The organism is Rhodococcus sp. IEGM 1305 (genome assembly GCF_030058635.1).
GTDB lineage: Bacteria > Actinomycetota > Actinomycetes > Mycobacteriales > Mycobacteriaceae > Rhodococcus_F > Rhodococcus_F opacus_D.
In genome coordinates this window covers 586,389-612,540 of the sequence record NZ_JASHKX010000001.1, presented here as the reverse complement: position 1 = coordinate 612,540, position 26,152 = coordinate 586,389, and the positions used below count along the sequence as shown (strand labels likewise).

The window sequence follows — 26,152 nt, the reverse complement described above, 5'->3', positions numbered from 1 at the left end:
ACCGGGCGACGTCTTCGGCCTACTGAGAGATCTGCTTTCCATTCCAGTCGGTCAGCGTCCATCCTGTCTCCGGAGTACCGGTGACAACGATGTATCCGGTGTTGGGGAGAGGGTCGGTTGTGAAAGGGCTCAAATCGGGGTTCCTCACGTTCAAGAGGACCCAGGTAGGAATCGAAGGTCCGTGCGCAAAGACAATGGGGTTTGTATCACCGCTCGCGTAGATCTCTTCGACGGCCTTGTCGAAACGCTGGTCGAATTCGTTGCCGTCGACCGAGCCGGACATACGTGAGTCACGGTTTCCCTGTAGCCAATCGTAGAAAGGGGCGTCATACGCTGCCACGGCCTCCGCCTCCGGCCTGCCTTCCAGGTCGCCGGCTTCGATTTCCTGGAGACCCGGGAGCACCTCGACCGGCTCGTTCACTGCTTCCGCCCCGGGCTGGGCGGTTTGCTGTGTTCTCACCATTGTCGAGGCGTACACCCCGTCGGAGCCCTGACCCACAAGGGCATCGGCGGCAACCTGAGCTTGCTTCCGTCCCTGTTCGGTGCTGGCCCCGGCGTGGAGGTATCAATAATCTTGGATACGTTGCCGGCAGACTTGCCCGTGGCGCATGAATGTAATGGTGATGGGTTTCTCAGGGTTGCTGAGTGCAGTGTTCGAGTTGGCGTCTGGTGTAGATGCATCGTCGGCTTCGGTGCCGCAACTCGCAAGGCTGCAAGCGCTGCGACGGAACCCGGTTTTCGTGAGACTCGAAACTCTGTGAACCATTGGTAGCTTCTTTCCTAGGTGGCGGACGGAAACATTCACTTTTCAACACAACTATGTGCACTGAATGTTGTTGAGCCGCAGAACGGCGCCGCCGCGTGCGTCGGCGGAGACCACGATTACCGAAGAAGAATTGACAGCCCGCTGAGCTGGTCCGGCGACGAATCTGCACCTCGGCGCCGGACCAGCTCCGGCATGGCGACTGTCAGTGCTGCGCGATGAAATCGAGTGGTTGGAAGTTGAATGCCTGATACTCGTTGAGGTGTGGGTTGTGCCCGCTCTTGGGGGCCCAGTGCCGGTGGTGGTCAGTACGTGCCGGTGGTGGTCAGTACGTGCCGGTGGTGGATTGGTGGTCGCGCCAGATCCAGCGGATTGTCCGAGGAAACACCGAACCACCGTGGCGCAAGGTATGGCCGCCCTCGCCGAAGACGAACTGATGGTCGTAATAGCGGTACTCCAGTGCCGCTGCCATGTCCTGGTTGGCGATCGCGAGGTCCCCGAAGACCACACGCGCGTCGCGTCGCCCGCTCTGGAGCCACATCCGAATCGGCTTGCGCGGGTTCCGTCTCACCTGCGGTGCGTGGTTGTGGCCGCCGCGGATGTCGACGAAAGAACCGCAGTGTGTGATGACATTGCCGAAGAAGTCCGGCCGGTGCCACGCCGCTGTGAAGGACGCGTTGCCGCCCGAGCTGAAGCCGACGATGACGTGGTCGCGTGGCTTCGTCGACACGTTCAGCTCACCTACCGCGTCCGGGAGCAGCTCCTCGATGAGGAACCGTGTCCAGGTGTCGTCGATCGAGTCGAACTCGATGCTTCGGTTGTCCGCACCACCGAAGATCGGGTACCCGGGTCCCGTCTTTCCCGCCTCGATGAACACGGCAAGGGTCAGGGGGATTTGGCCCTCGGCAATGAGGTTGTCCAGCACCACGTTGGCGCGGAAATCCCCCGCAAGGTATTCCAGTCCGTCGAGGAAGACGATCAACGACGCCGGCTCCGAGCCGTCGTACTGTGCCGGAACGTACACCCGATAGTCCCGCTCGATTCCTGGGTACGCGACCGAGCTCGTGTGCTGACGGACCGTGATCGAACCCGCTGGCACGCCCTCACGCGGACGCGAGTTCGAGCCGAGTGAGTACTCGGGCCAGGTATCGTCTGCGTCCGCGTATGCCGCGCGATCCTCGGTCGTGATGTGCTTGTCGGCGAACCATTCCTCCCAAGCCTCGGGGGACATTCCAGCGTTACCTGCATTGCTACGGTCGTCGGTCATGAAACCTCTTATCTTGACGTAATCGTGTTCGGGTCGATTTACCCGCAGCGACCGGGCGTGCCCTCACATGGCCGTGAGAGCACGCCCGGAGCACCCAATCTCCTGCCACGGACACCACGGAGATCAGGTAGTCCGGTGGGAAGCTGTCGCCTTCTACTGCCGCCCGATTCGCTGATAGACCTGCGGTCGCCACCGTCGCAAGGCGAGTGCCAACACGAAACCGAAGGCGAAGAATCCGTAGACGAAGGCGAGAAGAATGTTGGACATGGTCTGCGATCCACCGGTGAGGATGTGGAAGTTGAGAATGGACAGCACCATGACCGTACCGAAGCCCACGGCAGCGGCCAGGGGAAGGACGATTGATTTCATCACGTGGTCTTTGTGATTGCCTGTTCGCTTCAGGTAGGCCGGAACTGCGACAGCCGTGAGGAACTGCACCGTAATACCTGTCAGCGCAGCAACACCCAGCAACGCGGCATAGAAGGCCATCTCGTCGATGTGGAGTACGACTACGGCGGCGTTCAGGGCGAGCGCGGCCGCACTCATCACCATCGATGCCACGTAGGGTGATCCGTGGCGCGGGTGCACACCGCTCAGGGAACGGGGAAAGACTCCGTCAGCGCTCAGGTTGAACAAATAACGCGCGCCGACGTTGTGCGCGCAGACGATCACAGCGAGAGCGCTGGTGATGACCAACATCGAGGCAGCATCGAAAAGGAAGTGGCTTCCGAAGGTGACGAATGTCGAATCCATGGCGCCGGTGGGGTCGGCCACGACCAGTGACGCCGCGTCGTCAACTCCGAGTGCGTTGATGAACAGCCACGTCGTCGTCACGTAGATGACGACGGCGCAGGCGATGAGTCCGTAGGTTGCCCGGGGGATCGTTTTTTCAGGATTGCGCACTTCATCGCGGAACAAGACGGTCACCTCATAGCCGCCGAACATGCCGCTGGCCAAGAGCAGTCCGATGGACAACGATCCGTCGAACCAATTGCTAGGACTGAAGGGTGCCGCGCTCAGTCCCTCGGCACCCCCACGCGCGAAGATCACCGCGTTGTAGATGAAGACGACGATCAGTTCTCCGCACAGAACTACGGCGGTGACCTTTGCCGAGAAGTCGACGCGGAGATAGCCGAGGACTGCGACGATCAGCCAGAGCACGAACGCCCAGACATACCAGGGTAGGTCAGGGCCGTGGAAGGTATTCGTGACGAGGGTGCCAAATATGACGCCACCGAAGGGCAGGTAGCCCGCGCAGACGCAGAAGTATGCGAGCAGCATGGCAAGGCCGGATCCGAGACCGATTCTCTTCCCGAGGCCGGCCGTTACGAATGCATAGAACGCGCCGGGACGCTGAATGACGTCCGACATTCGCAAGAATCCCGTGGCGAAAGCCGCCACGATCAGGCCGCCGATGACGAAGAGGATCGGCGTGCCAATGCCGTTCCCGAAGGCAATCATGAATGGGATGACGCCAATTACCACGACGAGGGGGGCATTGAAGGCCATCACACTGAAGAACAGCCCCAAGGTGCCCATATTGCCCCTGAGCGCGGGAGCCTTTTCTTCGAGTACGCCATCCATTGTGGCCACACTTACACCTTTGTCAATCATGTACTGCCCTTCTGGAATTGGTCACCGACACACGAATGTGTTCTCAGGACGTCTGTTGCCGAAACTGTTCAGCGACGACAGGTGTGCGGCGGAGGTGCGGCTGCGCTCAACCGAATGAGCCGAGTTGGGCCTTCGGATGCGGATGCGGATGTCGGAGTCATCCGGCGCGAGAGCGCGGAAGACGTGCTGGCGGGATCTAACACCGCCCCCCTTCCGCAGCAGACCTACGACGTGATCTGAGTCACGATTCGATGTGACTGTGCTCGTTGCCGAACTCGGCCGTCAAGCGAGTCGACAAATCTCCAGGAAATCGGTCCGCATTACGGAATCAAGATCAAGACCACATTGCGGGTTATGCAGAAGGGACTGCCGATTGACCGTTCCACCCGATTGACCCGCATCGGAGATGATTTCACAATGCGGAACCCAACCGCGTGAAGTATCGGCCCGCGACGGCCTGTCGAGCTCGCAGGAAGTCCGCCAACGCGGTGTGGAATCAACTGCTGCGATTGCACCGCCGACAACTGTTGACTTCCCAGTTTTGACGCCGCTTCCGTCCTGTAGGAGGACGCACATCATGTCGGAGCGCTACCCAACCCCGCCTTCATACTCCTTCCTGAAACACCAGTGCCCGCCTCAGCTGCAACCGCTGCCCGGATCCTCAGCCGATGTAACCACCGCTGATCGCAGCCCGCCGCGTCTCCCAGCAGGCTCGCAATAGACTCACGCTGTCAGTGGGCGAACCAGAAGCAGAACCAGGTCAACTGGCACGGCACGAGTAAACAACTTGCCGGGCATGACGAGTCAGCCATGCGGGTGACAGGACCGAATTTGTCGGCGATTGCGTCAATTGCGTCTCGGACCATGTCCTCATCCAACGCCTCGGGGTCCAGCGCTGGTAGATCCACCAGCCCTCGACGCAGCGCCTCCAGCGAGCGTGTTGCCGGTTCCGGGAAGTGGGTCTGCAGAGCTAAGAGGGAGCTTTCTACGAAGGCACGGATGAGGTTTCGCACCCGGTGGCTGACAGAGCCGTACGCGTAGATCTCGCGAATCAACCTCAGTTCCCACTCGGTGGCACGGGATGATCCGCCTGGCGAAAATTTCGTCCAGATCAACGAAATGATAGGTCACCGATCCCAACGCCACACCGGCACGATCAGCAATAGGTCGAGGTGGCGGCCCGCAGCCCCTCCCCAGCAACGATATCCAAGGCGGCCTTCCTGATTCGCGCATTTCGTGACGGGTCGTTCGCGATCCCCTTGCGGACCATCAGCCAGATCCCACCTCTGGTCGTGGCGATATGCGATCAGCCATAGTGCGTACGGTAGTACGTACTTCTACGACGGAAGGAGCTCGCATGGAGGCGACGAAGTTGCAGGAGCGTGCGGCCGCGCGGGCGGAGGAGCTGCCCGGGGCGGGGTTGGAGCATCCGTTCGGCGACGGATGGGGTGTGTTCAAGGTCCGCGGGAAGATATTCATGCTCCTGACGCACGTGACAGGTGAGCCGATGGTGATCTTGAAAACGGACCCGGCGGAGGGGAAGGCATTGCAAGCCTCGCACGAGCACATCACGCCGGGCTATCACATGAACAAGCAACACTGGATCACGCTGACGCCAGGTGGGGACATCGACGCGCAGCTAGTCGACGATCTGGTGACGGAGTCGTATCTCCTGGTCGTGGAAAAGCTGCCGAGAACGCAGCGGCCGATCGACCCGGATCGGTTTGGACAGGGCCGGGCATGACGGTCTCAGGGCATCGGGTAGAGCAGGCCGCTCGGCGTACCGCCGAGGATCTTCCCGGGGTCAGCCACGGGTATCCCTTCACCGAGGGACTGGACGTGTACAAGGTCGCCGGCAAGGTGTTCCTGATCGTCACCGAGGATCCTGCCGAGCGGATCGTCACCGTCAAAGTGGACCCAGACCACGGGCGCGCGCTGCAGCGCTCCCACGAAAGCGTCGGCCCCGGACGATACCTCGACAAACGACACTGGCTTTCGATCGCCGCGGGGCCGGGCGTGACGACCGACCTGGTGGAGAACCTTGTCGCCGGCTCGTATGCACTCGTCGTCGAGCGAGTACCTCGCCGTGATCGCCCGGACGATGCGCGGGAAGCGATCGATCGTCACATTTCCGACTGAGCCGCAACAGGATAGGACGCAGGAAGAAGGATACTGATGGTTGTGGAGAGGCCCCCATCGTTGTTTGACGTGGACGACACATCGCGTCCGCTGGCGGACCGCCTACGGCCGTCCGACCTGTCGGACGTGGTCGGGCAGGATCATCTCCTGGCGTCCGACAGTCCGATCGGGCGAATGGTTGCGCAGCGGAAGCATACTCGAGCAGGTCCCGAAGCCCCGGCTGCGGGGCAGCGTAGGCCGCCTCGAGCACCTCGATCTCGAACTCGACCGCCGCGGCGAGCAGATTCTGCTTACCTCGGAAATGGCGATACAACGCCGGACCGGTGATACCGACATCGGCCGCGATGTCCGCGATCGCGGCATCGTGAAAACCCCGGCGCTCGAACTACTTCTCCGCAGCGGCGACGATGAGCTGCTTGCGGTTTCGTGGCCGACGCTGCACGGCAACATCAGTCATGGTCCGCTCCTCTTTTTCAGGTGCCGCACCCGGCGAATCTCCACGGCAGCGCGCACCCGGGGCACCGCCGTCCTTCACCACCATGTGAGCAGTCGTTCGGGACTCCTTCGGAGTGCCCGACTCGATCATCCCACGGACCAGCCTCGCCGACATCAGTCGTCAGTCACTATTCGCGGTGGTGCACATTACCGGCGGTCTGCGGGCCCGCCGCGATGGTGGCCCGGTGCGACCCGGACGAGCGTCGCGGGATCAGGGTGGGCATCGCGCGCCGGATCGGATCGTCGACGGGGGTGGTGGCGAGCATCAGATCGAGCGCGGTGGCGGCGATCTGGTCGAACGGGGTGCGCACCGAGGTGAGCGGGACCGGAAGACGTTGCGACAGTGGGATGTCGTTGTAGCCGACCAGGGCGACGTCGTCGCCGACTGTCAACGAGCATCTGTGCGCGGCAGCCACGACTCCGAGCGCGAGATTGTCGTTGGCGGCGAAGACCGCGGTTGGACGGGACGCGGAGCGGAAGAGCCGGTTCCCGGCCTCCTCGCCGTCCTCGATGCCGAACGTCGTTTCGACGATCCACTCGGGCACTTCCGCGATTCCCGCTTCCCGCAGCGCCTTTCGCGCCCCGGCCAGACGACCGACGGCGGTGGACGCGAACAACGGGCCCGACAGGACGGCGATGTCGGTGTGCCCGAGGTCGATCAGATGACGGGTGGCGAGATAGCCGCCCGCCTCGTCGTCGCCGACCGAGGACGGACTGATCCCGTCGGTCCTGAGCACGAGCGCGTGCGGCACGCCGCGCTCCCGCAGCTCGCGCGGCAGCGGGTCGTCGCGCCGGCTCGAGGCGACGATCAGGCCGTCCACGTTCCGGGCGAGCAGCGTCCTCGCCGCGTCGGACTCGTCGGCGGGGTTGTCCCCCGTCGTGGCGACGACCGTGAAGTAGCCGAGGCGGGTCGCGGCCCGGCTGATCGCCTCGTACATCAAGGCCATGACGGTGTCGCTCAACCGTGGGACGAGGACGCCGATCGTCGCGGTCTGCCCGCGGCGCAGGCTCGACGCGAAGGTGTTGCGCCGGTAGCCCAGTTGATCGGCGACCGCCCGCACTCGTTCGGCGGTAGCGGAGCGGGACGGTGGAACGCGATCGTCGAGCACCCGGCTGACGGTCGAGGTGCTCACCCCCGCCGCGTCCGCCACTTCACGCAGCGTCACGACGTGCTTACCGTCCCGCGCCCGCTGGGGCGCGCTCCCATTGGCTTCCATGGTCTTCCTCTCTACCGCCTCGGCCCGGCCCTCCGCGCGTGAGGTAAGGCCTGATCACATCCGATTCAGAACGTGACCCTTGACACAGACACGATCGTATCGCACGATGAAATCGTTCACGGGAACGTTCCCGGGAACGTTTGCAAAAGTCTCCTTCGATGGAAAAGAGCGATCATGAGCACACTCGACCTCCGCGGCCTCACACCGGCGCCGGTGACACCCTTCACCCGTGACGGCGCCGTCGACTACGACGCCATCCAGCGCCTCGGCTCGTGGCTCGGCAGTGTCGACGGCGTCAAGGGCCTGGTCGTGCTCGGCCACGCCGGCGAGGGCACCTTCCTCACCCAGGACGAGCAGGTTCGCGTCATCGCCGCCTTCAAGGAGTCCGTCGACGGCCGGCTGCCGATCATCGCCGGCATCACCGGCGAAGGCACCGCAGTCTCCGTGGAGGAGGCCCGCCGCGCGGTCGACGCGGGCGCCTCGGCCGGCCTGGTGTACCCCTCCCACGGATGGCTGCGGTTCGGTTACCAGGACGGCGCCCCGCAGGATCGGTACAAGGCGATTCACGAAGGGTCCGGGCTGCCGCTGATCCTGTTCCAGTACCCCGACGCCACCAAGGCCACGTACAACCTGGACACCCAGCTCGAGATCGCCGCCCAGCCCGGTGTGTTCGCCACCAAGAACGGCGTGCGGAACATGCGCCGCTGGGACCGTGAGATCCCGGTCCTGCGCCGCGAGAACCCCGACCTGCAGATCCTGAGCTGCCACGACGAGTACCTTCTGCACACCATCTTCGACGTCGACGGCCTGCTCGTCGGCTACGGCGGACTCGCGCCCGAGCCGCTGGTCGAACTCATCGCGGCAGGCAAGGCCAAGGACTACCCCGCGGCCCGGGCCATCCACGACCGCCTCCTGCCGGTGACGGCGAACGTCTACCACCGCGGCTCGCACATGGAAGGCACCGTCGCCCTCAAGGAAGGCCTCGTCGCCCGCGGAATCCTCGAACACGCCACCGTGCGCTCACCGTTGCTGCCGCTCGCCGAGGGCGCTGGTGCCGAAATCGCCGCCGCGCTGCAGTCGGCCGAGCTGACCTCGGTCGTCGCCCACGCCTGACCCCGCTCGACCCGTCACCTCGGATTCACCGAATCCGCCGCTACGCGGTGCCACTGCGCCGCGTGCCGGTTCTGCCGCCCGGCCCGGACACCCCGGGCCGGCCGGCACCACCCGCAGCAGACCCGGCCCACTCCCGGCCGCAGGTTCGTCGCCCCTTCCGAGCCGGCAGCGTCGGATGCCCCATCGTCAGTTGCGCCACACTCCTCGTCTGCGGTTCGAACACCAGAAAGTAGGCTCACCGATGAGTCAGCCATCTCGCACATCAGCCGATCCCGTCGGAGGCGGTTCAGTGGTCGCAGACACCCCTCCGCCGCCCGGAGGTCGCGTCCGGCCCCAGCGGCGGTACTGGGTTCGGACCCTGGCCATGGCCGGTCCCGCATTCATCGCCGGAGCCTGGCAGTTCGGGCCCGGCAACCTCGCCAGTGCCGTCCAGGCCGGCAGCGAGTACAGCTACTCCCTGATCTGGGTGATCGCCGTCTCGACGATTTTCATGCTGGTCTACGCCGACATGAGTGTCCGCCTCGGCATCCGCACGCCCGTATCGATGATCAGCTCGGTCAAAGACATCCTGGGCCGACGCGTCGGCGTCTCCGCCGGCATCGGTGTCTTCATCATCACCCTGTGTTTCTCCGTGGGCAACGCCGTCGGATCCGGCCTGGGACTGTCGATGGTCTTCGGCGGGTCCCCGATAGTGTGGTCCGCCGTCTGCACAGTCTTCGTCGGACTGATCCTGTTGTTCCGCAACGTCTATCGAACCGTCGAACGCGTCCTGCTGGTGATCGTCGCCCTCCTCGCGGCCACCTTCGTCTTCAGTGCCGTCATCGCCCAACCCGACTGGTTCCAGGCCGTGCACGGACTCGTCCCGAGCATCCCGCCGGGTGGACAACTGCTCGTCGTGGCCCTCGTCGGCACCAACTTCTCCCTCAACGCCGCTTTCTTCACGTCCTACGGCACCCACGAACGCAAGCGCACCGCAGCCGAATACCGGCAAACCACCATCGCCGACACCATCCCGGGCATCGTGGCACCCGGCATCATGACCTCGCTCGTGATCATCGTCGCCGCCGCTGTCCTCGGCCGGCAGAACACCGAAGCAACCACCCTCGCAGGCCTGGCCAAGATCTTCGAACCCATCGCCGGCCCGATCGGATCGACGATCTTCGCACTCGGGCTGTCCGGGGCCGCGTTCTCCGCGATGGTCGCCAACGCCACCGCCGGAGGCACCATGCTCTCCGACGCGCTCGGCAAAGGACCGTCGCCCAGCACACCGACAGCCAAACGTACCAGCGCCGTGATCCTCGGCTTCGGACTCCTGATCACGATCCTGTTCACGAAATCCCCTGTCCAGCTGATCATCTTCGCCCAGGCATTGACCGTGCTGATCGCACCGTTCCTCGGACTCCTGCTCTTCGTGATGAGCAACAACCGTCAGCTGATGGGCAACCTCCGCAACACCTGGTGGAAGAACATCATCGGCGCCCTGGGATTCCTCTCGATCCTGTCCCTGTCCGGCCTGCTGATCTACGAACTGCTCGGCTAACACCGACATGGGGCGGCACACTGCACACCGCAGTGTGCCGCTCGACTGCTGCATCCACCCCCCGAAGCAATCCGCGAGGAATCAGAAACCATGCCACTCTTCGTCGTCGACTACACCTACTCAGCCCAGACCGCCGCAGGACGTGACACGTACCGATCCGAACACCGAGCATGGCTCTCCGAATTGGTCGACCGCCAGATCGTCATCGCCTGCGGTCCGTACGCCGATGACAGCGGTGCCTTCATCCTCGTGGAGTCCGACACCACCGCAACGGTGGCACAACTCTTCACGCAGGATCCCTTCGTCATCCAGGAACTCGTACCCGAACATCGAATTCTCGAATGGACGCCGGTGATTGGTCGTCTCTAGACCGACGATGGAGCAGGGAAGGATTCGAAATCCGTATTCTCGACTGGTCGTCACAACCAACTCGGCGGGAAGCGTCTCGACCCGACCCGCCCATTCCTGGCGGAGACCTGCAAGGTATCCCAGCGGTTTCGTGTTCGCGTCGTGTGGTCTTCGCGTCGCGGAATCCATCCGTGCCTCTCAGTTCCACTTTCGATTGCGCAGGTCAAGCTTCTTTGGCGTTGTAGGGACTGTCAGAAGAACGGTTGATCCGGAGTGTGCGCCATCACAACCAGCCGTCTCATCGCGCCGACGACCGCGGCCCTGACCGCTGAGTATAGGAACCGACAGCGATATCGTTGAAAGCACGCTATCGAGAGGTGCATCCACGGTTGTATCTGAACTGGTCGTGCCGTCGGGACCAGTGCGCGGAACCCACGAGCCGACGGAGTGAGTAGACCGTCCGATGGCTGAAGGTGATCCGCTCGACACTCAGCGGTACCCGCCGGTCCCGGCCGCGGAGTTGGCAGGCACGGGCTTCAACGATGTTCAGGAGATCGGTCGCGGCGGTTTCGGCGTGGTCTACCGCTGCACGCAAGAGGGCCTGGACCGTCAGGTGGCGGTGAAGGTGCTCACCGTGGCGCTCGACGACGAGAACCGTGCCAGATTCTTTCGGGAGCAGCGCGCGATGGGCCGGCTGACCGGGCACCCGAACATCGTCAACATTCTGCAGGTCGGTGTCACCGACAATGGACTCCCGTACATCGTCATGCTTTATCACCCACAAGACTCTCTCGACGCTCGGATCCGCCACAACGGTCCGCTGCCGTTGAGGGACGCACTACGTCTTGCGGTGAAGATGGCCGGCGCCGTGGAGACAGCGCACCGGCTCGGCATCCTGCACCGCGACGTCAAGCCCGCGAACATCCTGCTCACCGAGTACGGCGAGCCCGAGCTGGCCGACTTCGGCATCGCGCACATCTCCGGCGGTTTCGAGACCGCCACCGGCGCCATTACCGGGTCGCCGGCGTACACCGCACCGGAGGTGCTGAGCGGTGATCCGCCGAGTCCGGCCGCGGATGTTTACGGTCTCGGTGCCACTCTGTTCAGTGCCCTGACCGGTCATGCCGCGTTCGAGCGGCGCAGCGGTGAGCAGGTGGTGGCGCAGTTTCTGCGGATCACCACACAGCCGGTCCCCGACCTTCGCGAGCAAGGTATCGCGGAGGATGTGTCCACGGCGATCGAACGCGCAATGTCCCGCACACCCATTCAACGCCCGGCCACGGCGGCCGATTTCGGGGAGGAATTGCGACAACTTCAGCAACACCACGGCTTCGCGGTCGACGAGATGGCCCTTCGCATAGAACCCGGTGGTGGGGTCACTGACCGAGAACCGGTGTCGCGGGAGCAGCGACCGTCCACTCATCCCTCCCATGGGGGTGCCACGGGCAGTCTTCCGCTGGAGTTGACCAGTTTCGTCGGCCGTCGCCGCGAACTCGCCGAGGCGACGAACTTGCTGGCGCGGTCTCGGCTCGTGACATTGACGGGGATTGGAGGTGTCGGCAAGACACGTCTGGCGATACAGGTCGCGGCGAGCGTTCACCGCGAATACTCCGACGGTGGGCGCCTGGTTGAGCTGGGTGAACTGCGTGACGAGTCGTCGTTGGTCGATTCGGTGGCCACGGCCGTGGGACTGCGAGACCAGTCGGCGAGGCCGCTGCAGGACGTCCTGATCGAACATCTGGCGCCACGGGAACTTCTGCTGGTACTGGACAACTGCGAGCACATGGTGGACGCGGTCGCCGAACTGGCCGGCTCTCTGCTACACACCTGCCCGCGGTTGCGGATCCTGGCCACCAGCCGCGAACCCCTCGACATCGGCGGCGAAGCGGTGCTGCGGGTCCCGCCGCTGAATGTCCCGGATCTTCAGCGGGAGGTCACGCTGCGCGAGATGCCGAAATACGATGCAGTGGGTTTGTTCGTCGAACGTGGCGCTGCCGGGGTTCCTGGCTTTTCTCTCACCGAGGACAACGCGGCGACTGTGGCTGGTATCTGCCACCGCCTCGACGGATTGCCGCTGCCGATCGAGCTGGCCGCTGCCCGGTTGCGGGCGATGTCACCCGAGCAGATCCTCGAGCGGCTCACCCACCGCTTCACCCTACTGAACCGAGGCAGCCGCGGTGCGCCGACGCGGCAACAGACATTGCGGTTGTGCATCGACTGGAGCTTTGAGCTGTGTACCGCTGGAGAACAACTGGTGTGGGGGCGGCTGGCGGTCTTCGCGGGAAGCTTCGAACTCGATGCCGCGGAGCAAGTGTGCGGCGAGAGACTGGTCCAGGACGAGTTGCTCGACACGCTGACCTCCCTGGTCGAGAAGTCGATCCTGATCCGGGAGGAGTCCGGATCGGTGGTGCGGTTCCGGATGCTCGAGACGCTCCGCGAGTACGGCTACGAGCAACTCGAGCAGATCGGTGAGCGAACCGTGTTGCGTCGCCGGCACCGGGATTGGTACGAGGCGTTGGCGGTCGAATCGGAGGCGGAGTGGATCAGTGCCCGCCAACTCGAGTGGATCAGCCGTCTGAAACGGGAACAACCGAACCTGCGGGGAGCTCTCGAATTCTGCATCACTGACGACGTGCCCGCTGGCCTTCGTATGGCCACCGCGCTCTATTGGTTCTGGGGCTCGCAGGGCCTCTACAACGAGACCCGGCGCTGGCTCAACAACCTGATTGCCCGTCAGAGCGGCCCACCTGCCCTCGAATGGGTCGAAGCGCTGTACTGCGCCAGTGTGATGGCAAACGTGCAGGGCGATCTCCAGGTCGGCGCCGCCCTCGTGGAGAAGGGACGTGTGGCGACCGAGCAGACGGATGACCGCATGATGCACGCCCTCGTCGACGGGGCTGATGGCATGCTGGCCCTCTACAGCGGTGACCCCACGCGCTCCTATCCGCACCTCGAGACCGCCCAGGCGGAGTTCCGCAATCAAGGCAAACGCGCACACGAAATCAGCGTCGGGTACGGGCTGGGTTTGGCGTATGGACTGTGCGGATTGATACAGCAATCCATCGAGTGCTACGAGCATGTTCTCGCGGTCACCGAAGAGCATGTGAGAATCGTCAGGCCCAGTTCGCCGCCTGTGGAATGCCCTGTCAGAATCCCCAGCCAACCTTTGCACAGGCGGCTCGATCCTGGGGGCTGATTGGGTCTCCCAGATGTGCGGACGGGCGTGACCTGGCATCCTCCGTATAAACGAAATTGCCGGGTGCGGTCGTCGAGACGCGCAGGCGCTTGGAACGCAAGCGTCATCGTGGAAATGGACGCAGCCGTAGGCTCAAGCGTTTATCGCGGCTGCGTCGGAAGCTATTGGGGCGATCAGGCAGTTCTCTGGCCGGACTCGCAGCGAATCGCCGTGGAGGTAGAGACGACCGCCTTGATCGTGGCCGAGGGCAAGAACACCGGGCGTGCAACTGCGGGGGGGGGCGTCACGCGTGCGGCCGACCGCGGTGGTCTGCGCCAACGATCTGTTCGCGCTGGGCTTATCCACGAGTGAGTCAGCGCCAGGGTGGGTACCGGACGAACTGGCCATCGTCGGGTACGAGGACTTGGCGGCTGCGGTCGCGCTCAGTCCGGTGCGCCAACCTCGCTGGCAACTCGGACGCACAGCCGCCACGCTGTTGGTCCGCGAGGAGCAGGAGGCCGACGACGAGCACGAACAAGTGCTGGTTTGCGCGGAGCTGGTCGTGCGTCGCACCAAGCGCACGGTTCCCGTGCTGGTCCATCTTTGCTCGTTGTCAGGCTAGGTCCGAACCAGCCTTTCTGGCAGCAAGACAATTTCGCGGCCCGACACCGGCAAGCGAACATCCAGCCCCGCTGGGATCGGCTCACCGGTGCGGGCCCCCACGGGGGTCAGTTCAGGTTCGTGCGGAAGAAGCTGGTCAGCTTGTCGAACGGAATGAGGTCGACGCGGTCGTAGAGGTCCACGTGACCGGCGCCGGGAACGGTCACCAGTTCCTTGGGCTCACCAGCGAGCCGGTAGGCCTCTTCGCTGAACTCTCGGGAATGGGCCTGGTCGCCGGTGATGAACAGCATCGGCCGAGGAGAGATCGTGTCGATGTCGGCGAACGGGTAGAAGTTCATGAACTTGGAATTGCTCGACAGCGTGGGGTGCGTGGTGGTGTCCGGGCTATTCCCACGGGATGTGCGGTAGAAGTCGTAGAACTCACGCTCGATCGCCGTTGACTGATCATTCAATTCTTCAGGGGTCCCGCTGGTGTACTCGGTTTCACCGCCGGTGAATTCGACGTCTCGCTGGGCTGCGGCTTGCGCCAAGGCCGCTTGGCGCTGGTCGGGGGTGACCGAGTGGCCCAGCCCGTTGCGGTTGACGCCGCCCATGTCGTACATGCTGACCGTTGCGACGGCCTTGATGCGCGGGTCGATCTTGGCGGCGCTGATGACGAAGCTGCCGCTGCCGCAGACCCCGATGGCGCCGATCCGCTCCCTGTCGACGAATGACTGGGTGCGCAGGAAGTCCACGCCGGCGCTGAAGTCCTCGGCGTAGATGTCGGGGGCCACAGCGTTGCGGGGCTCGCCGTCGCTCTCGCCCCAGAACGACAGGTCCAGGGACAGGGCGACGAATCCCTGCTCGGCCATCTTGGTCGCGTAGAGGTTGGCGCTCTGCTCCTTGACCGCTCCCATCGGGTGTCCGACGACCATCGCCGGATTCGTTACATTACGGTCGATGTCCTTGGGGACGAACAGGTTACCGGTGACGTTCATCTGGTACTGGTTCTTGAAGGTCACCTTCTCGACGGTGACCCGGTCGCTGGTGTAGAAGTTATCGGCACCGTTGGAGGTGTCACCGGCGGGCAGGTTGGTCGACTGGGCCACCGGTGCCGAGGACGTGGTGTCCCGCTCGGACGGGGTGCAGCCGGTTGCGGCGAGCACGCTGACTAGGGCCGCACTGGCACCGGCCAGCTTGAGGCCACGGCGGGTGACGTTCCGCCTCGCGTAGGCGGCATCTGATTTCGTGTTCATCGTTGATGCTCCTAGTGTTCTGCACCGAAAGCGCACGGTGCAAAGGGATTTACAGAGACTGTTGGGTTTGGGTGGTTGGTGGCCAGAGTGTGAGCGGTGCGTAATCGCTCGACGCTCGCACCGACGTGCTGCATCAGCCAGCGGTCAGGCGACGGGTTCGTGGACCCGGTCTTCGCCTCGACGGTGGGTGTGTCGGCGCTCGGTCGTGTGGTGGTGGCGCTCGGTCGTGTGGTGGTGGCCGCGAGCAGCGCTATCCGCGCCACGGCCGATCCGGTCAGGCCGCGTCGAGTACCTCACGGAAGCTGCTGTGAGTGGTGTGCATGGTCCAAAGTTTGTCGGCGAGCACGTCGGGGTCGTGTGTCGGGTGTCCCGGTGTGATGGCCCCGGGGATGATGAGTTGGGCGACGTGAACACCAGAATCTGCCAATTCCGTATGCAACATCTGGGCGTAGGCGGATTCGCCGGCGAAGGCGATGGATGTTCCCGCGACGTTCGGATTGGGTCGGGTGGCGCTGGCGCCGTTGACGAACAGTACGGTGCCCCGGCCTTGTTTCCGCATGCTCGGCAACACGTGCCCAACCGCCGCGACCGGACCCAGAACGGAGAACTCGACCGCGGCGATCAGGTCATCCCGCGTGGTGTCGAGCACGGGACGGAGGAACTCGCGCTGCGGAATCGGGCTGTATTCGAGCACGTCGATCGGTCCGAGCTCGGAGGCGGCCCGGTCCAGAGCGGTGCCGAGGGCCTCGGCGTCACGGACGCTGGCGGCATAGCCGCGGGCGTTGATGCCCGCCTGCCGCAGGTCCGCGGCGAGGGCGTCGACATTGCTCTGGGTACGGGAGATCAGTGCGACGTTGAATCCCTGGGCGCCGAATTTTCGGGCGACGGCGGCTCCGAGTCCTTTGCCGGCGCCGATGATGACGATGGTGGACATTGACTGTGGTCCTTCCTGTCGGCGGGTGCGGCCCCAGAGGGGTAAGGGGCCGCACGCGCGCTTTGTGTGGATCAGAGTGTGAGCAGAACCTTGGTGGCGCGGCGCTCGTCCATTGCCTTGTAGCCTTCGGCGGCCTGCTCGATGGGGAGGGTGAGGTCGAAGACCTCGCCCGGGTTGATCTGGCCGCTGATGATGAGCTCGATCAGTTCGGGCAGAAACCGGCGTACCGGCGCGGGGCCGCCGTGCAGGTGCACACCGGAGAAGAACAACTCCATACCGGGGAGTTCGACCTCGTGTGCGACGCCCACGTAGCCGACGTGACCGCCGGGGCGTGCCGATCGGATGGCTTGCATCATCGATTCCTGGGTGCCGACGGCCTCGATGACCGAGTGCGCCCCGAGGCCGTCGGTGAGTTCCTTGATCTTGGCGACACCGTCGTCGCCGCGCTCGGTCACGATGTCGGTCGCGCCGAACGTGCGGGCCAGGGCCTGTCGATCTGTATGGCGGCTCATGGCGATGATGCGCTGCGCGCCGAGGTGCTTGGCGGCGAGCACGGCGAGCAGTCCCACCGCGCCGTCTCCGACGACCGCGACCGTCTTCCCGGGGCCGGCCTCGGCGGCGACGGCGGCGAACCATCCGGTGCCGAGGACGTCGGAGGCGGCAAGCAGGGATGGGATCTGCTCCGGGGTCGGCTGCGTCGGGGTGGCCACGAGGGTGCCGTCGGCCAGCGGAACACGCACATACTCTGCCTGGGTGCCGATGGAGCCCATGGGAACGGCGTGCACACAGCGACTCTGGTAGCCGGACTGGCAGATCTCACAAGTGTTGTCGGAGGCGAAGAACGACCCGATGACGAAGTCGCCGACCTTGACGTGCTTGACGTCGTCGCCGATCTGCTCGACGACGCCGACGTACTCGTGACCCATCGGCTGGGGCCACTCGGGCTTTTCGATACCGCGGTAGGGCCAGAGGTCGGAGCCGCAGATGCAGGCCGCGGTGACGCGGATGATCGCGTCGGTCGGTTCGGTGATGGTCGGGTTCTCGCGCTCTTCGACTCGGACGTCGCCGGGCGCGTGCATGATGACTGAACGCATGGATGTGCTCCTTCTGATTGGTTTAGCGAAGTTCCGCCAGCGGGCGGGCTGTGTCGGAGGAGGGAATCGGATTCGGGGTGCCCCGGTGGCGCATGAATGTGGCGTATGCGGCCACCGCCAGCGCCACCGATACAGCGGTGATCACACCCAGTGGCAGCAACATGGCGGCTCCTGCGATGCCGACGAATGGAGCGGAGATGCCGCCGAACGCAAAACGGGCCATGCCCAGCAGTGACGACGCGGTGCCGGCGATCTGCGGGTATCCGGCGAGAGCGAGGGTGGTGGTGGGCGGGGTGGTGACAGCGACACCGCTGACCATCACCACGAGCGAGATGATCACCGCGGCCAGTGGCAGCTCGAACAGCCCGGACGTGAGTAGGCCCAGTGCTCCGGATGCGCACATCGCCAGTCCGGTGAGAAGCGTGCCCTGCACGCTCCAGTGTTCGCTGGTGCGTCCCGCGAGAAACCCGAAGACCATGAACCCGGCGGAGTTCAGCCCGAACGCGAACGCATACTCCTGCGGCGTGAGGCCGTACATGCCCTGCAGTACATAAGTTGCCCCGCTCAGGTAAGCGAACAGAGCGGCGTATACGAAGCCCTGGACGAGCACCGCGCCGAGGAACACACGGTCGGATAGCAGAGTGCGGACGTCGTGGCCGATCTGGGCGAAGCCCCCGTCCGTGCGCAACTGACGAGGGAGGGTCTCACGGAACCCGAACACGATGGCGACGAGGATGAGCACACCGATCGCTGCCAGGAACAGAAACAGGCCACGCCAGTCGGTGATTCTCGCCAGTTGACCTCCCAACAGCGGACCCACGATGGCTGCGAAGCCACCGAGGACCGTGAGTCGACCGTAGAACCGCATTAGCGCGCCGCCGGAGTAGATGTCGCGGCCCGCGGCCTGAGCGATGACGATCCCGACGCCACCTGCCATCCCCTGCACGAGACGGGCGACGATCAGCAGCTCGACGCTCGGGCTTACCGCGCACAGCGCCGAGGTGAGGATGTACGCAGCCACCCCGACGTACAGCGGGACACGGCGCCCGAACCTGTCCGACAGCGGCCCGGCGATCAGCTGCCCCAGCGCGAGGCCTATCAGGCACGCCGTCACGGTCAGTTGGGCCATGGAGGTGGCCGCGTCGAGCTCGATCGTCAGCGCGGGCAGCACCGGTAGATACAGGTCCATCGAGATCGGGCCGAAGACCGTCAGCACGAGCAACAGGATCGGCAACACCCGGCCGATAGGCTGCTGCGGCGTAGTGAACGTCGTAGGTAACGAGGACGAAGAAATTGGCACACTGGCAGTCAACCCTCGCGTGCTGAGACCAGGAAGTCCCTGCGGAGAGGTGTACCGAGAGGGCACCCCTCCCACCCAGAACACGATCTATTCTTTCGAACATGGACAACCGAACCGAGGTCCGCGAGTTTCTCATGTCGCGCCGCGCCAAACTCACCCCCGAGGAGGTGGGACTCCCGGCCGGCCCGAACAGGCGAGTTCCGGGACTCCGCCGCGCCGAAGTCGCCACCCTCGCGGGTGTGAGCGTCGAGTACTACTCCAAGCTCGAACGCGGTGCAATCGCCGGCGCCTCCTCATCGGTGCTCGATGCAATCTCGCGTACGCTCCAACTCGACGACACCGAACGCGAGCACCTGCTCGACCTCGCGCGCGCCGCCGACGGCATCTCCACATCACGGCGTCCTCGACGCCGGGCGTCCAAGCAACCACCCGCACGTCCAAGCCTGCAATGGGCGCTCGACGCGATCACCGACGGCATCGCGTTCGTACGGAACCAACACCAGGACCTTCTCGCGACGAATGCACTCGGACGCGCCTTCTACGCGCCCCTCATCGGCGACGGCGGACTTACCCCCAACCTCGCCCGATTCCAATTCCTCGACCCCGCCTCCCGCGACTTCTACCCCGACTGGGACGCATTCGCCGAGATGTGCGTCTCAATCATGCGCGCCGAGGCCGGACGTGACCCGCATGACCGCGCAATGCAGGACCTCGTCGGTGAGCTCTCCACACGAAGCGACACCTTCCGCAGATTATGGGGCGCTCATGACGTCAGAACCCACGGCTCGGGATCCAAACGTTTCAACCACCCTCTCGTCGGCGAAATCAACCTCGCATACGAAGAACTCATCCTCACCGCTGAACCCGGACTCGTCCTCATGATCTACACCGCCGAACCGGGATCCCCCTCGGCGGAACGGCTCCGACTGCTCGCCTCCTGGACTGCCGACCACCACACCGCCATCCCCGAACACTGAACTGAGGACCGAGCCTTGCAAATCTTGTCGGCGCGTCCGCCTGCGGGTCCAGTCGAGGGACAGAGAAGTGATCGCCTCCTCGAACCGGGCGGACATCTGGGCGCGGCACGCTGTTTCGTCCGCTCGTGAGGGATCGCTTCCTGGATACTTCACTGAATAGCTCTCCTCATCGTCGACGAAGTCGAACAGAGAACGTCGATGGCGGCGGAATTTCTTCTATCGGCTCGCCGACGACGAATCGCCCAATGAGCCTGCTCGTCGTTGACACCGCCTAGATTCAAACTCGATGTGATCACAGTCGGTTGCGCATCGGAAGGTGCTGCCGGCGAGGGCTTTTCTGCCACGGACGGATTGGCGACGGTGATTCGCACGCGAGTTGTCGGTGCCTGCCAGAGCTGGCCGACTAGCCAAGGAACAATTACGCGCGTTCCAGCGAAAAATCAAGTGGCGCAACGGAGTCGAGTGCATTAATCAGCATCCTACGAAGCGACGCGGTGCGGGTACTCTGCCAGGCCAGTACGCCTACTCCCGGAAGGCAAGTTCTCATGAATCTTCGCACGGGGGCTCCGGCCTCCTGCACGCCGCACTCAGGCGGTACTGCTGAGCGATGAGCACGTGGAAGGCTCGCCGTCGTCTGAGGTGGTTGCGAGGCGGTGGCCGGGTGGAAATCCGTGACGGCGTGCGACCGTGGCGATCACCAGGGCGGACACGGCGAGGACCAAGACGATCCAGGGGAACGAGGACGCTCCGAGTTTCCCGAGGACAACTCCGCCGAGGCCGCTGCCGCCGAAGATCGCCAGGTTGAAGCTGGTGATCAGCATCGAGGTCGCCAGATCACCGTCGCGACCGGCGGCGTCGGAAAGTGCGGTCTGCACCTGGGTGGCAGCTCCACCGAAGGTGAAACCCCACCCGACGATCGCGAGGAAGTACGGCACCAGCAGATGGCCAGTGAGCCCCAGAATCAGGCAACCGAGTGCGAATGTGGACAAGCTGCACAGCACTAGCATCCGTAGTCCTCGATCGACGAGCGCCCCGGTGAACCAGATGCCGGCCAACGCCGCAACGCCGAATGCCAGTAGGGTCACGTCTACCCGGACGTCGAGCCCTGTCGAGTCCACATAGGGCGCAATGTAGGTATAGAGCACGTTGTGCGCGAGAATCCAGAGGAAGGTGGTGGACAGTACCGGGGCGACGCCGGGGATCAGCAGAACCTTGGTGAGCGGGGTTCCGGTGCGGGCGGACTGTCCTGGCCGGTCGGGCACCGCCACGAGGATCCACACGATGAGGAGCACCGTGAGCAGTGACATCCCCGCGAAGGCCCACCTCCAGCCGACAACGGATCCGCTGAACGTGCCCAACGGCACTCCGAGGGCGAGCGCGAGCGGAGTGCCGACCATCGCCACTGCCATCGCTCGTCCGGCCATGTGGCTGGGTACCAGGCGGCGGGCGTAGCCGGCAACCATCCCCCACACCAGAGCGGAGAACCCGCCGGTGACGACGCGCGCAGCAATCGCCACGACGTACACGTCGGTGGAGGCGGTGCCCGTGTTGGCGACCAGGAATCCTGAGACTGCGAAGAGCAACAGAGGTTTTCGCCGGACCCCACGGGTGAGAGCAGCGGCGGGAATCGCCACGGCGACCGTTCCCGCGGCATAGGCTGTGACCCACTGGCCAGCGGCGGCTTCGCTCACGCCGACTCCGGCCGCAATTTGCGGGAGCAAACCGGCCGGCATGGTCTCGGTCATGATGTTCACGAAACCCGCCAAGGCGAGCGCTAGCAGGGCCGCCCAGGGAAGTCGCTCGCCATGTTCCGACGTAGTTTGCCCGCTCCGCCGGCGGGGGTGCTTTCGCTGCACTGGGATCCTTTCCGTTGCTGCAAAGGTCGATGCCGTAGCCACCTCCGCCCCCGCGGCGACCCGGTGGGAACCGCTCGCCGACAACAACCCCCATGGCCTCGGCAGTACGGCCGCCCGGGAGTCTCGGACGGACCGTGGAAGACCTGCCTGCCAGCGTGCTGACGGCGTAGCGGCCGAGCGCGGGAGCAGGCGGATCGCACCGGAAGGCTTACACGAAGCACACCGTGGAGTGCGGGCAGACCTCCCCCCAGGTAGTCCGCCAACCGTGGATGTGAGTGCAGCACTCGCTCCTCGTACCGTAGAAGGCGGGATCAGCTGCGGCTGCGATCGAAACACTCAGGGCTGACCAAACCTGCCCCGAGCGGCGTTCTTCGACGCAGACGTTGTCGATGCTTCTGTGGCTGTTGCAGATTCGATCGTTGCACGGCCGACCGGTGAGCCGTTCAGGACGGACCGCGGCACTCCCTCGTGGATCGTGGGGCCGCGTCCGCCACAAGGGACGTGCCCGGAATAGTGCGGAAGGGTCGACGCGGAAGGGCTGCCGACGACACCCGACGCCACGACTGTCACCCGGCTCACCTGTGTGTAACGATCGTGCCGAAGTCGTGAGCCTTCGGGTCCGTTGGGGTGGTGACCGGCAGTGTGCGACCGCGCGCTTCTCGCGCCATCGCCGCCCCCTCGCCTATGGCGAACCCGACGGGGACTGCAAGGGCCATCGATACCACGGCGATACCGGCATCGATACCTAGCCGCATCACACTAAAACCACAGGCCACTCCTTCTCGGAGGTTCATCGGGAGTCCTCGCCCGTGAAGAGCACTGCAGATCGGGAATTTTGCGAAGTCGAACACTTTTTTAGGACATTTCTGTGGGGCGATTCTATTTTCAAACACTGGACCGCTATCTATGACGTCTACTGATGACACAGAAATTTGGAAATGTCGATATTTCTTCTCGGATCGACGCTGCAACGATTGTAGCCTCGCTTCTCAAGGAATCGTTCACGCGCTGACGAAGCCTATTGGTGTGGTGCATGGTTAGCGTTCTCCAACCTATCGGCGCACACTGAATGGCTGCACTGCGTTGACGACTGCGCAAAGGATCCCCGGGGTATATCGGACGGGCGGTTATGAATCGGACCAACACCGTCTCGTAGCGGCCGCCCGCTACGCCGGGACGCGGATGCGATGACGTCGGCGAGAATTGATATCGCAGTCTCGGCGTGAGTTGCTGCTCCGATGTCGAGCCCGAGCGGACTCGACATACGTTCGAGTTCGCTGTTGCTGGTACCTTCCTCCCGTAACCGTCTGATGCGATCACTATGTGTGCGGCGCGACCCCATGACACCGACGTAACCTACGGACGAAAGATGCAGCGCTACAGAGAGAACGGGTACATCGAATTTTGGGTCGTGGGTGAGAACGCACACCGCGGTTCTTCCGTCGATACGACCCGCACTGGCTTCGTCGGCCAGATAGCGATGGGGCCAGTCGACAACCACCTCGTGGGCATCCGGAAAGCGCTGGGGCGTGGTGAAGATCGCACGCGCGTCGCACACGGTGACCTGATATCCCGCTGCGGCGCCGAGACGGGTGAGCGCGGTCGCGAAGTCCGTCGCTCCGAGAACGAGCAGCCTCGGCGGGGGGATGAGTGCGTCGATGAACACCTGCATCTGGCCAGGTCGGTCGCACTCGGAGGCGTCGTAGGTGACCAGCCGCGCTCGTCCCGCAACCAGACAGGCACGCGCGTCGTCTGCTATCTGCTGATCCCATATCGCCGAACCGGTGGTGCCCGAAACCGCGTTGGACCAGACCAACACCCGCCTTCCTCGAACGGGCCGGGGACCAGTGACTACCGTTGCCACGGCCACGGGTCGGTGCTGTCGAACCGAGGTCGCGACCTCGTCGAGGTGGGGAAAGGTATCGCGGCCGATGCGGTCGATGAAGACTGTGATCTCGCCGCCGCACGTCAGGCCTACGGCGAGGGCGTCGTCATCGGAGACACCATAGCTGCGCAATACTGCACCCGAGCCCGCCAACACGTCGCGTCCGAGTTCGTAGACATCGCTTTCGACGCATCCGCCGGACAGGCTGCCGAGAACTGAGCCGTCGCGGTGCACCAGCATGACTGCGCCAGGCTGCCGCGGCGCGGACCGGTACGTCGAGACGACGGTGGCAAGGGCAGTATCTTGCCCGGTCGACCAAGTTTCGAGCAGCTCTTCAATCACCTCACGCATCGAAGTCCTTCGGCAACTCCTGTCCCGACAGTTCGCGACGCGTCACCGAGAGATGTCGGAAAAGTAGGTATCTCAGCCTGGTTGTGCATAGAGCCAGGCTAGGCGAGGAAGACGGCCGCTGGGGGACCCTGTCAGTACACCCTTCGGAAAACCCTTGCCCGGCAGTCCGATGTGCAAGCGCGTTGGCGCGTAGTGGATGACGCGTTCATTGGTGGTGTTGCGCTTGCGCGATTCCCGGCTTCCAACCGAGCGTGTTGTCCGGAGAAGACACCCGCTCACTGCCCCACGGTACGAGCCGACCTTTGGCAAGATGGAGGACTGGTCAGAGCTGTCTGGACGCTGCACGTTGCGCTCGCCCAGCTCGGGACATTCGCTGAGCGCATCGTGACGAAGGATGGTTCGTCGGGCAGTCCCAGGGGCGGTCTGTCGATGGGTGTACTGACAGGGTCTCCCTCACCGGCGATATGTCCGGTTGCATGGTTGTCGCCCGGCTTCGACGCCGTTGCGATCTACATCGCACGCGTTCCCTGAGGACGCAACGAGGGCACGACCATCGATCATCCGCCGAATTGAGAGAACCGTATGCCCACCAAATTTCCCGATTCGCCCGATCCTTCGACCGCAGGGCCTACGTCGGAGTTGTCCCGGCGCACGTTCATCGTGGCAGGCGGTGTGGTGGCGGGTGGCGTGGCTGTAGTGGCAGGCGGTGTCGCTGCCGGGCCTTCTCTCTTCGGTTCCGAAGCGGCTGCTGCCGCCGAGGCGCCCAGCAGTCCCGTGTCACTCGTCGTCAATGGCGAACGGCATGTCTTGACGGTCGACAACCGGACCTCGCTGCTGAATCTGCTGCGCGAGCAGCTGGCGCTGCCCGGAACCAAGAAGGGCTGCGACGCCGGCGCCTGCGGGGCGTGCACCGTTCTGGTTGACGGTCAGCGGGTCAATGCGTGCCTGATGTTAGCGGTGCGTCTCGAGGGTGCCGAGGTCACCACGATCGAAGGACTGGCAGCGGATGACGACGACGAATTGCACCCGCTGCAGCAGGCTTTCGTCGAGCAGGACGCATTCCAGTGCGGGTTCTGCACGCCTGGCCAGATCATGTCCGGCATCGGTTGCATGCAGGAAGGGCACACCGGATCTCAGGAGGAGATCCGCGAATGGATGAGCGGAAACATCTGCCGCTGCGGTTGTTACGTGAAGATCGTCAATGCGATCCAGCAAGCCGGGAACGGAAAGTGAGGCCCGATGTACCCGTTCACCTACACTAAAAGCGCCGACACCCGCGAGGCGATTGCCGCCGGACAGAGCGGGGGACGCTACATCGCCGGCGGAACCACCCTAGTCGATTTGATGCGCGAGACCGTCGAACGTCCCCACGCGTTGGTCGACATCAGCCCACTTCCGCTGCGAGAGATCACAACCACCGACGGTGGTGGGCTGCGTATCGGTGCGCTGGTGAGCATGGCCGGGGCTGCCGCCCATCCGCTGGTGCGCACCTCCTATCCCGTTATCGCGCAGGCTCTGGAGCTGAGCGCATCCGCACAGCTGCGCAACATGGCCACCATCGGTGGCAACGTCATGCAGCGCACTCGGTGCACCTACTTCCGAGATACCGCGGCTGCCTGCAACAAGCGCGAGCCGGGATCGGGCTGTGCGGCGCTGGCAGGATACAACCGCACCCACGCGATCCTCGGCACATCCGACGACTGTGTGGCCACCCACCCTTCGGATGTGGCCGTGGCCTTCGCGGCACTGGAGGCAACCGTGCACCTGTTGGGACCGGAGGGGGACCGCAGCGTCGCCTTCGCAGACTTTCTGCTGCAACCGAGCAGCACTCCGGAACGCGAACAGACACTGCGGTCCGGTGAGTTGATCACCGCCATCGAGGTCCCGGCGCATCCGCAACCGCTCCAATCCGGGTATCTCAAGGTGCGCGACCGGCAGAGCTATGAGTTCGCGTTGGTATCCGCAGCGGTCGCACTGCACGTCCGGGACGGTGTGATCCGCGTGGCCAAGGTGGCCGCGGGAGGTGTGGGCACCGTGCCGTGGAAACTGCCCGCCGTGGAGCAACGACTGGTCGGGCAACGACCCTCCGCGGCCCTGTGGACCGACGCTGCTCGGGTTGCCGCAGACGGGGCTCACCCTCTGCAACACAACGGATTCAAGATCGACCTGCTCGAGCGCACCGTCGAACGCCAACTTCGCATCGTGGGAGAAGACATCAAGTGAGCCAG

Annotated in this window: 19 protein-coding genes and 2 pseudogenes; 10 read left to right on the top strand and 11 right to left on the bottom strand. The window is 64.2% G+C overall.

Going from position 1 to position 26,152, the window contains the following annotated elements; all coding sequences use genetic code 11:
* Window positions 1-19: 19 nt before the first annotated feature.
* The 3 genes and pseudogenes from QM693_RS02770 to QM693_RS02760 all read right to left on the bottom strand — a co-directional run.
* Window positions 20-532: pseudogene (locus tag QM693_RS02770) on the bottom strand (histidine phosphatase family protein); the annotation flags it as partial.
* A gap of 556 nt (window positions 533-1,088) precedes the next feature.
* A complete protein-coding gene (locus QM693_RS02765; protein ID WP_283351302.1) occupies window positions 1,089-2,030 on the bottom strand; it encodes an alpha/beta hydrolase in 942 nt (313 codons plus the stop codon).
* A 153-nt stretch (window positions 2,031-2,183) separates the two neighbouring features.
* Window positions 2,184-3,614, bottom strand: coding sequence for an APC family permease (locus QM693_RS02760; RefSeq protein ID WP_283351475.1), 1,431 nt, complete (start codon window positions 3,612-3,614; stop codon window positions 2,184-2,186).
* A gap of 1,387 nt (window positions 3,615-5,001) precedes the next feature.
* Here QM693_RS02760 and QM693_RS02755 point away from each other — a divergent pair.
* Window positions 5,002-5,388, top strand: coding sequence for an MmcQ/YjbR family DNA-binding protein (locus tag QM693_RS02755; RefSeq protein WP_283351301.1), 387 nt, complete (start codon window positions 5,002-5,004; stop codon window positions 5,386-5,388).
* Window positions 5,385-5,783 carry an MmcQ/YjbR family DNA-binding protein gene (locus QM693_RS02750; protein WP_283351300.1) on the top strand — a complete coding sequence of 133 codons (399 nt, stop codon included), beginning with the start codon at window positions 5,385-5,387 and terminating at the stop codon, window positions 5,781-5,783. Before QM693_RS02755 ends, QM693_RS02750 begins: the two co-directional genes overlap by 4 nt.
* Before the next feature lie 280 nt (window positions 5,784-6,063).
* Here QM693_RS02750 and QM693_RS02745 read toward each other — a convergent pair.
* Both QM693_RS02745 and QM693_RS02740 read right to left on the bottom strand, forming a co-directional pair.
* Window positions 6,064-6,156: pseudogene (locus QM693_RS02745) on the bottom strand (TetR family transcriptional regulator); the annotation flags it as partial.
* 250 nt (window positions 6,157-6,406) lie between these two features.
* Window positions 6,407-7,495 (bottom strand): LacI family DNA-binding transcriptional regulator, encoded by a 1,089-nt coding sequence (locus QM693_RS02740; protein ID WP_283351299.1) that lies wholly within the window; start codon window positions 7,493-7,495, stop codon window positions 6,407-6,409.
* A 174-nt stretch (window positions 7,496-7,669) separates the two neighbouring features.
* Between QM693_RS02740 and QM693_RS02735 the strand changes: the two genes are divergently transcribed.
* From QM693_RS02735 to QM693_RS02715, 5 genes are all read left to right on the top strand, one after another.
* Complete coding sequence (locus tag QM693_RS02735) at window positions 7,670-8,608, top strand: dihydrodipicolinate synthase family protein (protein WP_280781146.1); 939 nt, start codon at window positions 7,670-7,672, stop codon at window positions 8,606-8,608.
* A 364-nt stretch (window positions 8,609-8,972) separates the two neighbouring features.
* The gene (locus QM693_RS02730) at window positions 8,973-10,148 is read left to right on the top strand and encodes an Nramp family divalent metal transporter (RefSeq protein WP_280781145.1); all 1,176 of its coding nucleotides are present in this window, start codon (window positions 8,973-8,975) and stop codon (window positions 10,146-10,148) included.
* A gap of 90 nt (window positions 10,149-10,238) precedes the next feature.
* Window positions 10,239-10,517, top strand: coding sequence for a YciI family protein (locus QM693_RS02725; protein ID WP_283351297.1), 279 nt, complete (start codon window positions 10,239-10,241; stop codon window positions 10,515-10,517).
* A 442-nt stretch (window positions 10,518-10,959) separates the two neighbouring features.
* Complete coding sequence (locus QM693_RS02720; protein WP_283351296.1) at window positions 10,960-13,692, top strand: protein kinase domain-containing protein; 2,733 nt, start codon at window positions 10,960-10,962, stop codon at window positions 13,690-13,692.
* A 262-nt stretch (window positions 13,693-13,954) separates the two neighbouring features.
* Window positions 13,955-14,293: a substrate-binding domain-containing protein gene (locus QM693_RS02715; protein ID WP_283351295.1), complete on the top strand. Its 339-nt coding sequence runs from the start codon at window positions 13,955-13,957 to the stop codon at window positions 14,291-14,293.
* Window positions 14,294-14,399: 106 nt separating this feature from the next.
* On the opposite strand, the gene QM693_RS02710 is transcribed toward QM693_RS02715, so the two are convergent.
* From QM693_RS02710 to QM693_RS02695, 4 genes are all read right to left on the bottom strand, one after another.
* Window positions 14,400-15,527 (bottom strand): alpha/beta hydrolase, encoded by a 1,128-nt coding sequence (locus QM693_RS02710; protein WP_283351294.1) that lies wholly within the window; start codon window positions 15,525-15,527, stop codon window positions 14,400-14,402.
* Between the two features lie 274 nt (window positions 15,528-15,801).
* Window positions 15,802-16,461: an SDR family NAD(P)-dependent oxidoreductase gene (locus QM693_RS02705; protein WP_283351293.1), complete on the bottom strand. Its 660-nt coding sequence runs from the start codon at window positions 16,459-16,461 to the stop codon at window positions 15,802-15,804.
* A gap of 71 nt (window positions 16,462-16,532) precedes the next feature.
* On the bottom strand, window positions 16,533-17,555 hold the full coding sequence (locus QM693_RS02700) for a zinc-dependent alcohol dehydrogenase family protein (RefSeq protein ID WP_283351292.1): 1,023 nt from the start codon (window positions 17,553-17,555) through the stop codon (window positions 16,533-16,535).
* Between the two features lie 22 nt (window positions 17,556-17,577).
* On the bottom strand, window positions 17,578-18,792 hold the full coding sequence (locus tag QM693_RS02695) for a multidrug effflux MFS transporter (RefSeq protein WP_283351291.1): 1,215 nt from the start codon (window positions 18,790-18,792) through the stop codon (window positions 17,578-17,580).
* 164 nt (window positions 18,793-18,956) lie between these two features.
* Between QM693_RS02695 and QM693_RS02690 the strand changes: the two genes are divergently transcribed.
* On the top strand, window positions 18,957-19,832 hold the full coding sequence (locus tag QM693_RS02690; protein ID WP_283351290.1) for a helix-turn-helix transcriptional regulator: 876 nt from the start codon (window positions 18,957-18,959) through the stop codon (window positions 19,830-19,832).
* 587 nt (window positions 19,833-20,419) lie between these two features.
* Here QM693_RS02690 and QM693_RS02685 read toward each other — a convergent pair.
* Both QM693_RS02685 and QM693_RS02680 read right to left on the bottom strand, forming a co-directional pair.
* Window positions 20,420-21,688: an MFS transporter gene (locus tag QM693_RS02685; RefSeq protein ID WP_283351289.1), complete on the bottom strand. Its 1,269-nt coding sequence runs from the start codon at window positions 21,686-21,688 to the stop codon at window positions 20,420-20,422.
* A 1,018-nt stretch (window positions 21,689-22,706) separates the two neighbouring features.
* Window positions 22,707-23,924: an XdhC family protein gene (locus QM693_RS02680; RefSeq protein ID WP_283351288.1), complete on the bottom strand. Its 1,218-nt coding sequence runs from the start codon at window positions 23,922-23,924 to the stop codon at window positions 22,707-22,709.
* Window positions 23,925-24,698: 774 nt separating this feature from the next.
* Here QM693_RS02680 and QM693_RS02675 point away from each other — a divergent pair.
* Together QM693_RS02675 and QM693_RS02670 are read left to right on the top strand one after the other, a co-directional pair.
* On the top strand, window positions 24,699-25,157 hold the full coding sequence (locus tag QM693_RS02675; RefSeq protein WP_317568738.1) for a (2Fe-2S)-binding protein: 459 nt from the start codon (window positions 24,699-24,701) through the stop codon (window positions 25,155-25,157).
* A 6-nt stretch (window positions 25,158-25,163) separates the two neighbouring features.
* On the top strand, window positions 25,164-26,147 hold the full coding sequence (locus tag QM693_RS02670) for an FAD binding domain-containing protein (protein WP_283351286.1): 984 nt from the start codon (window positions 25,164-25,166) through the stop codon (window positions 26,145-26,147).
* Window positions 26,148-26,152 lie beyond the last annotated feature (5 nt).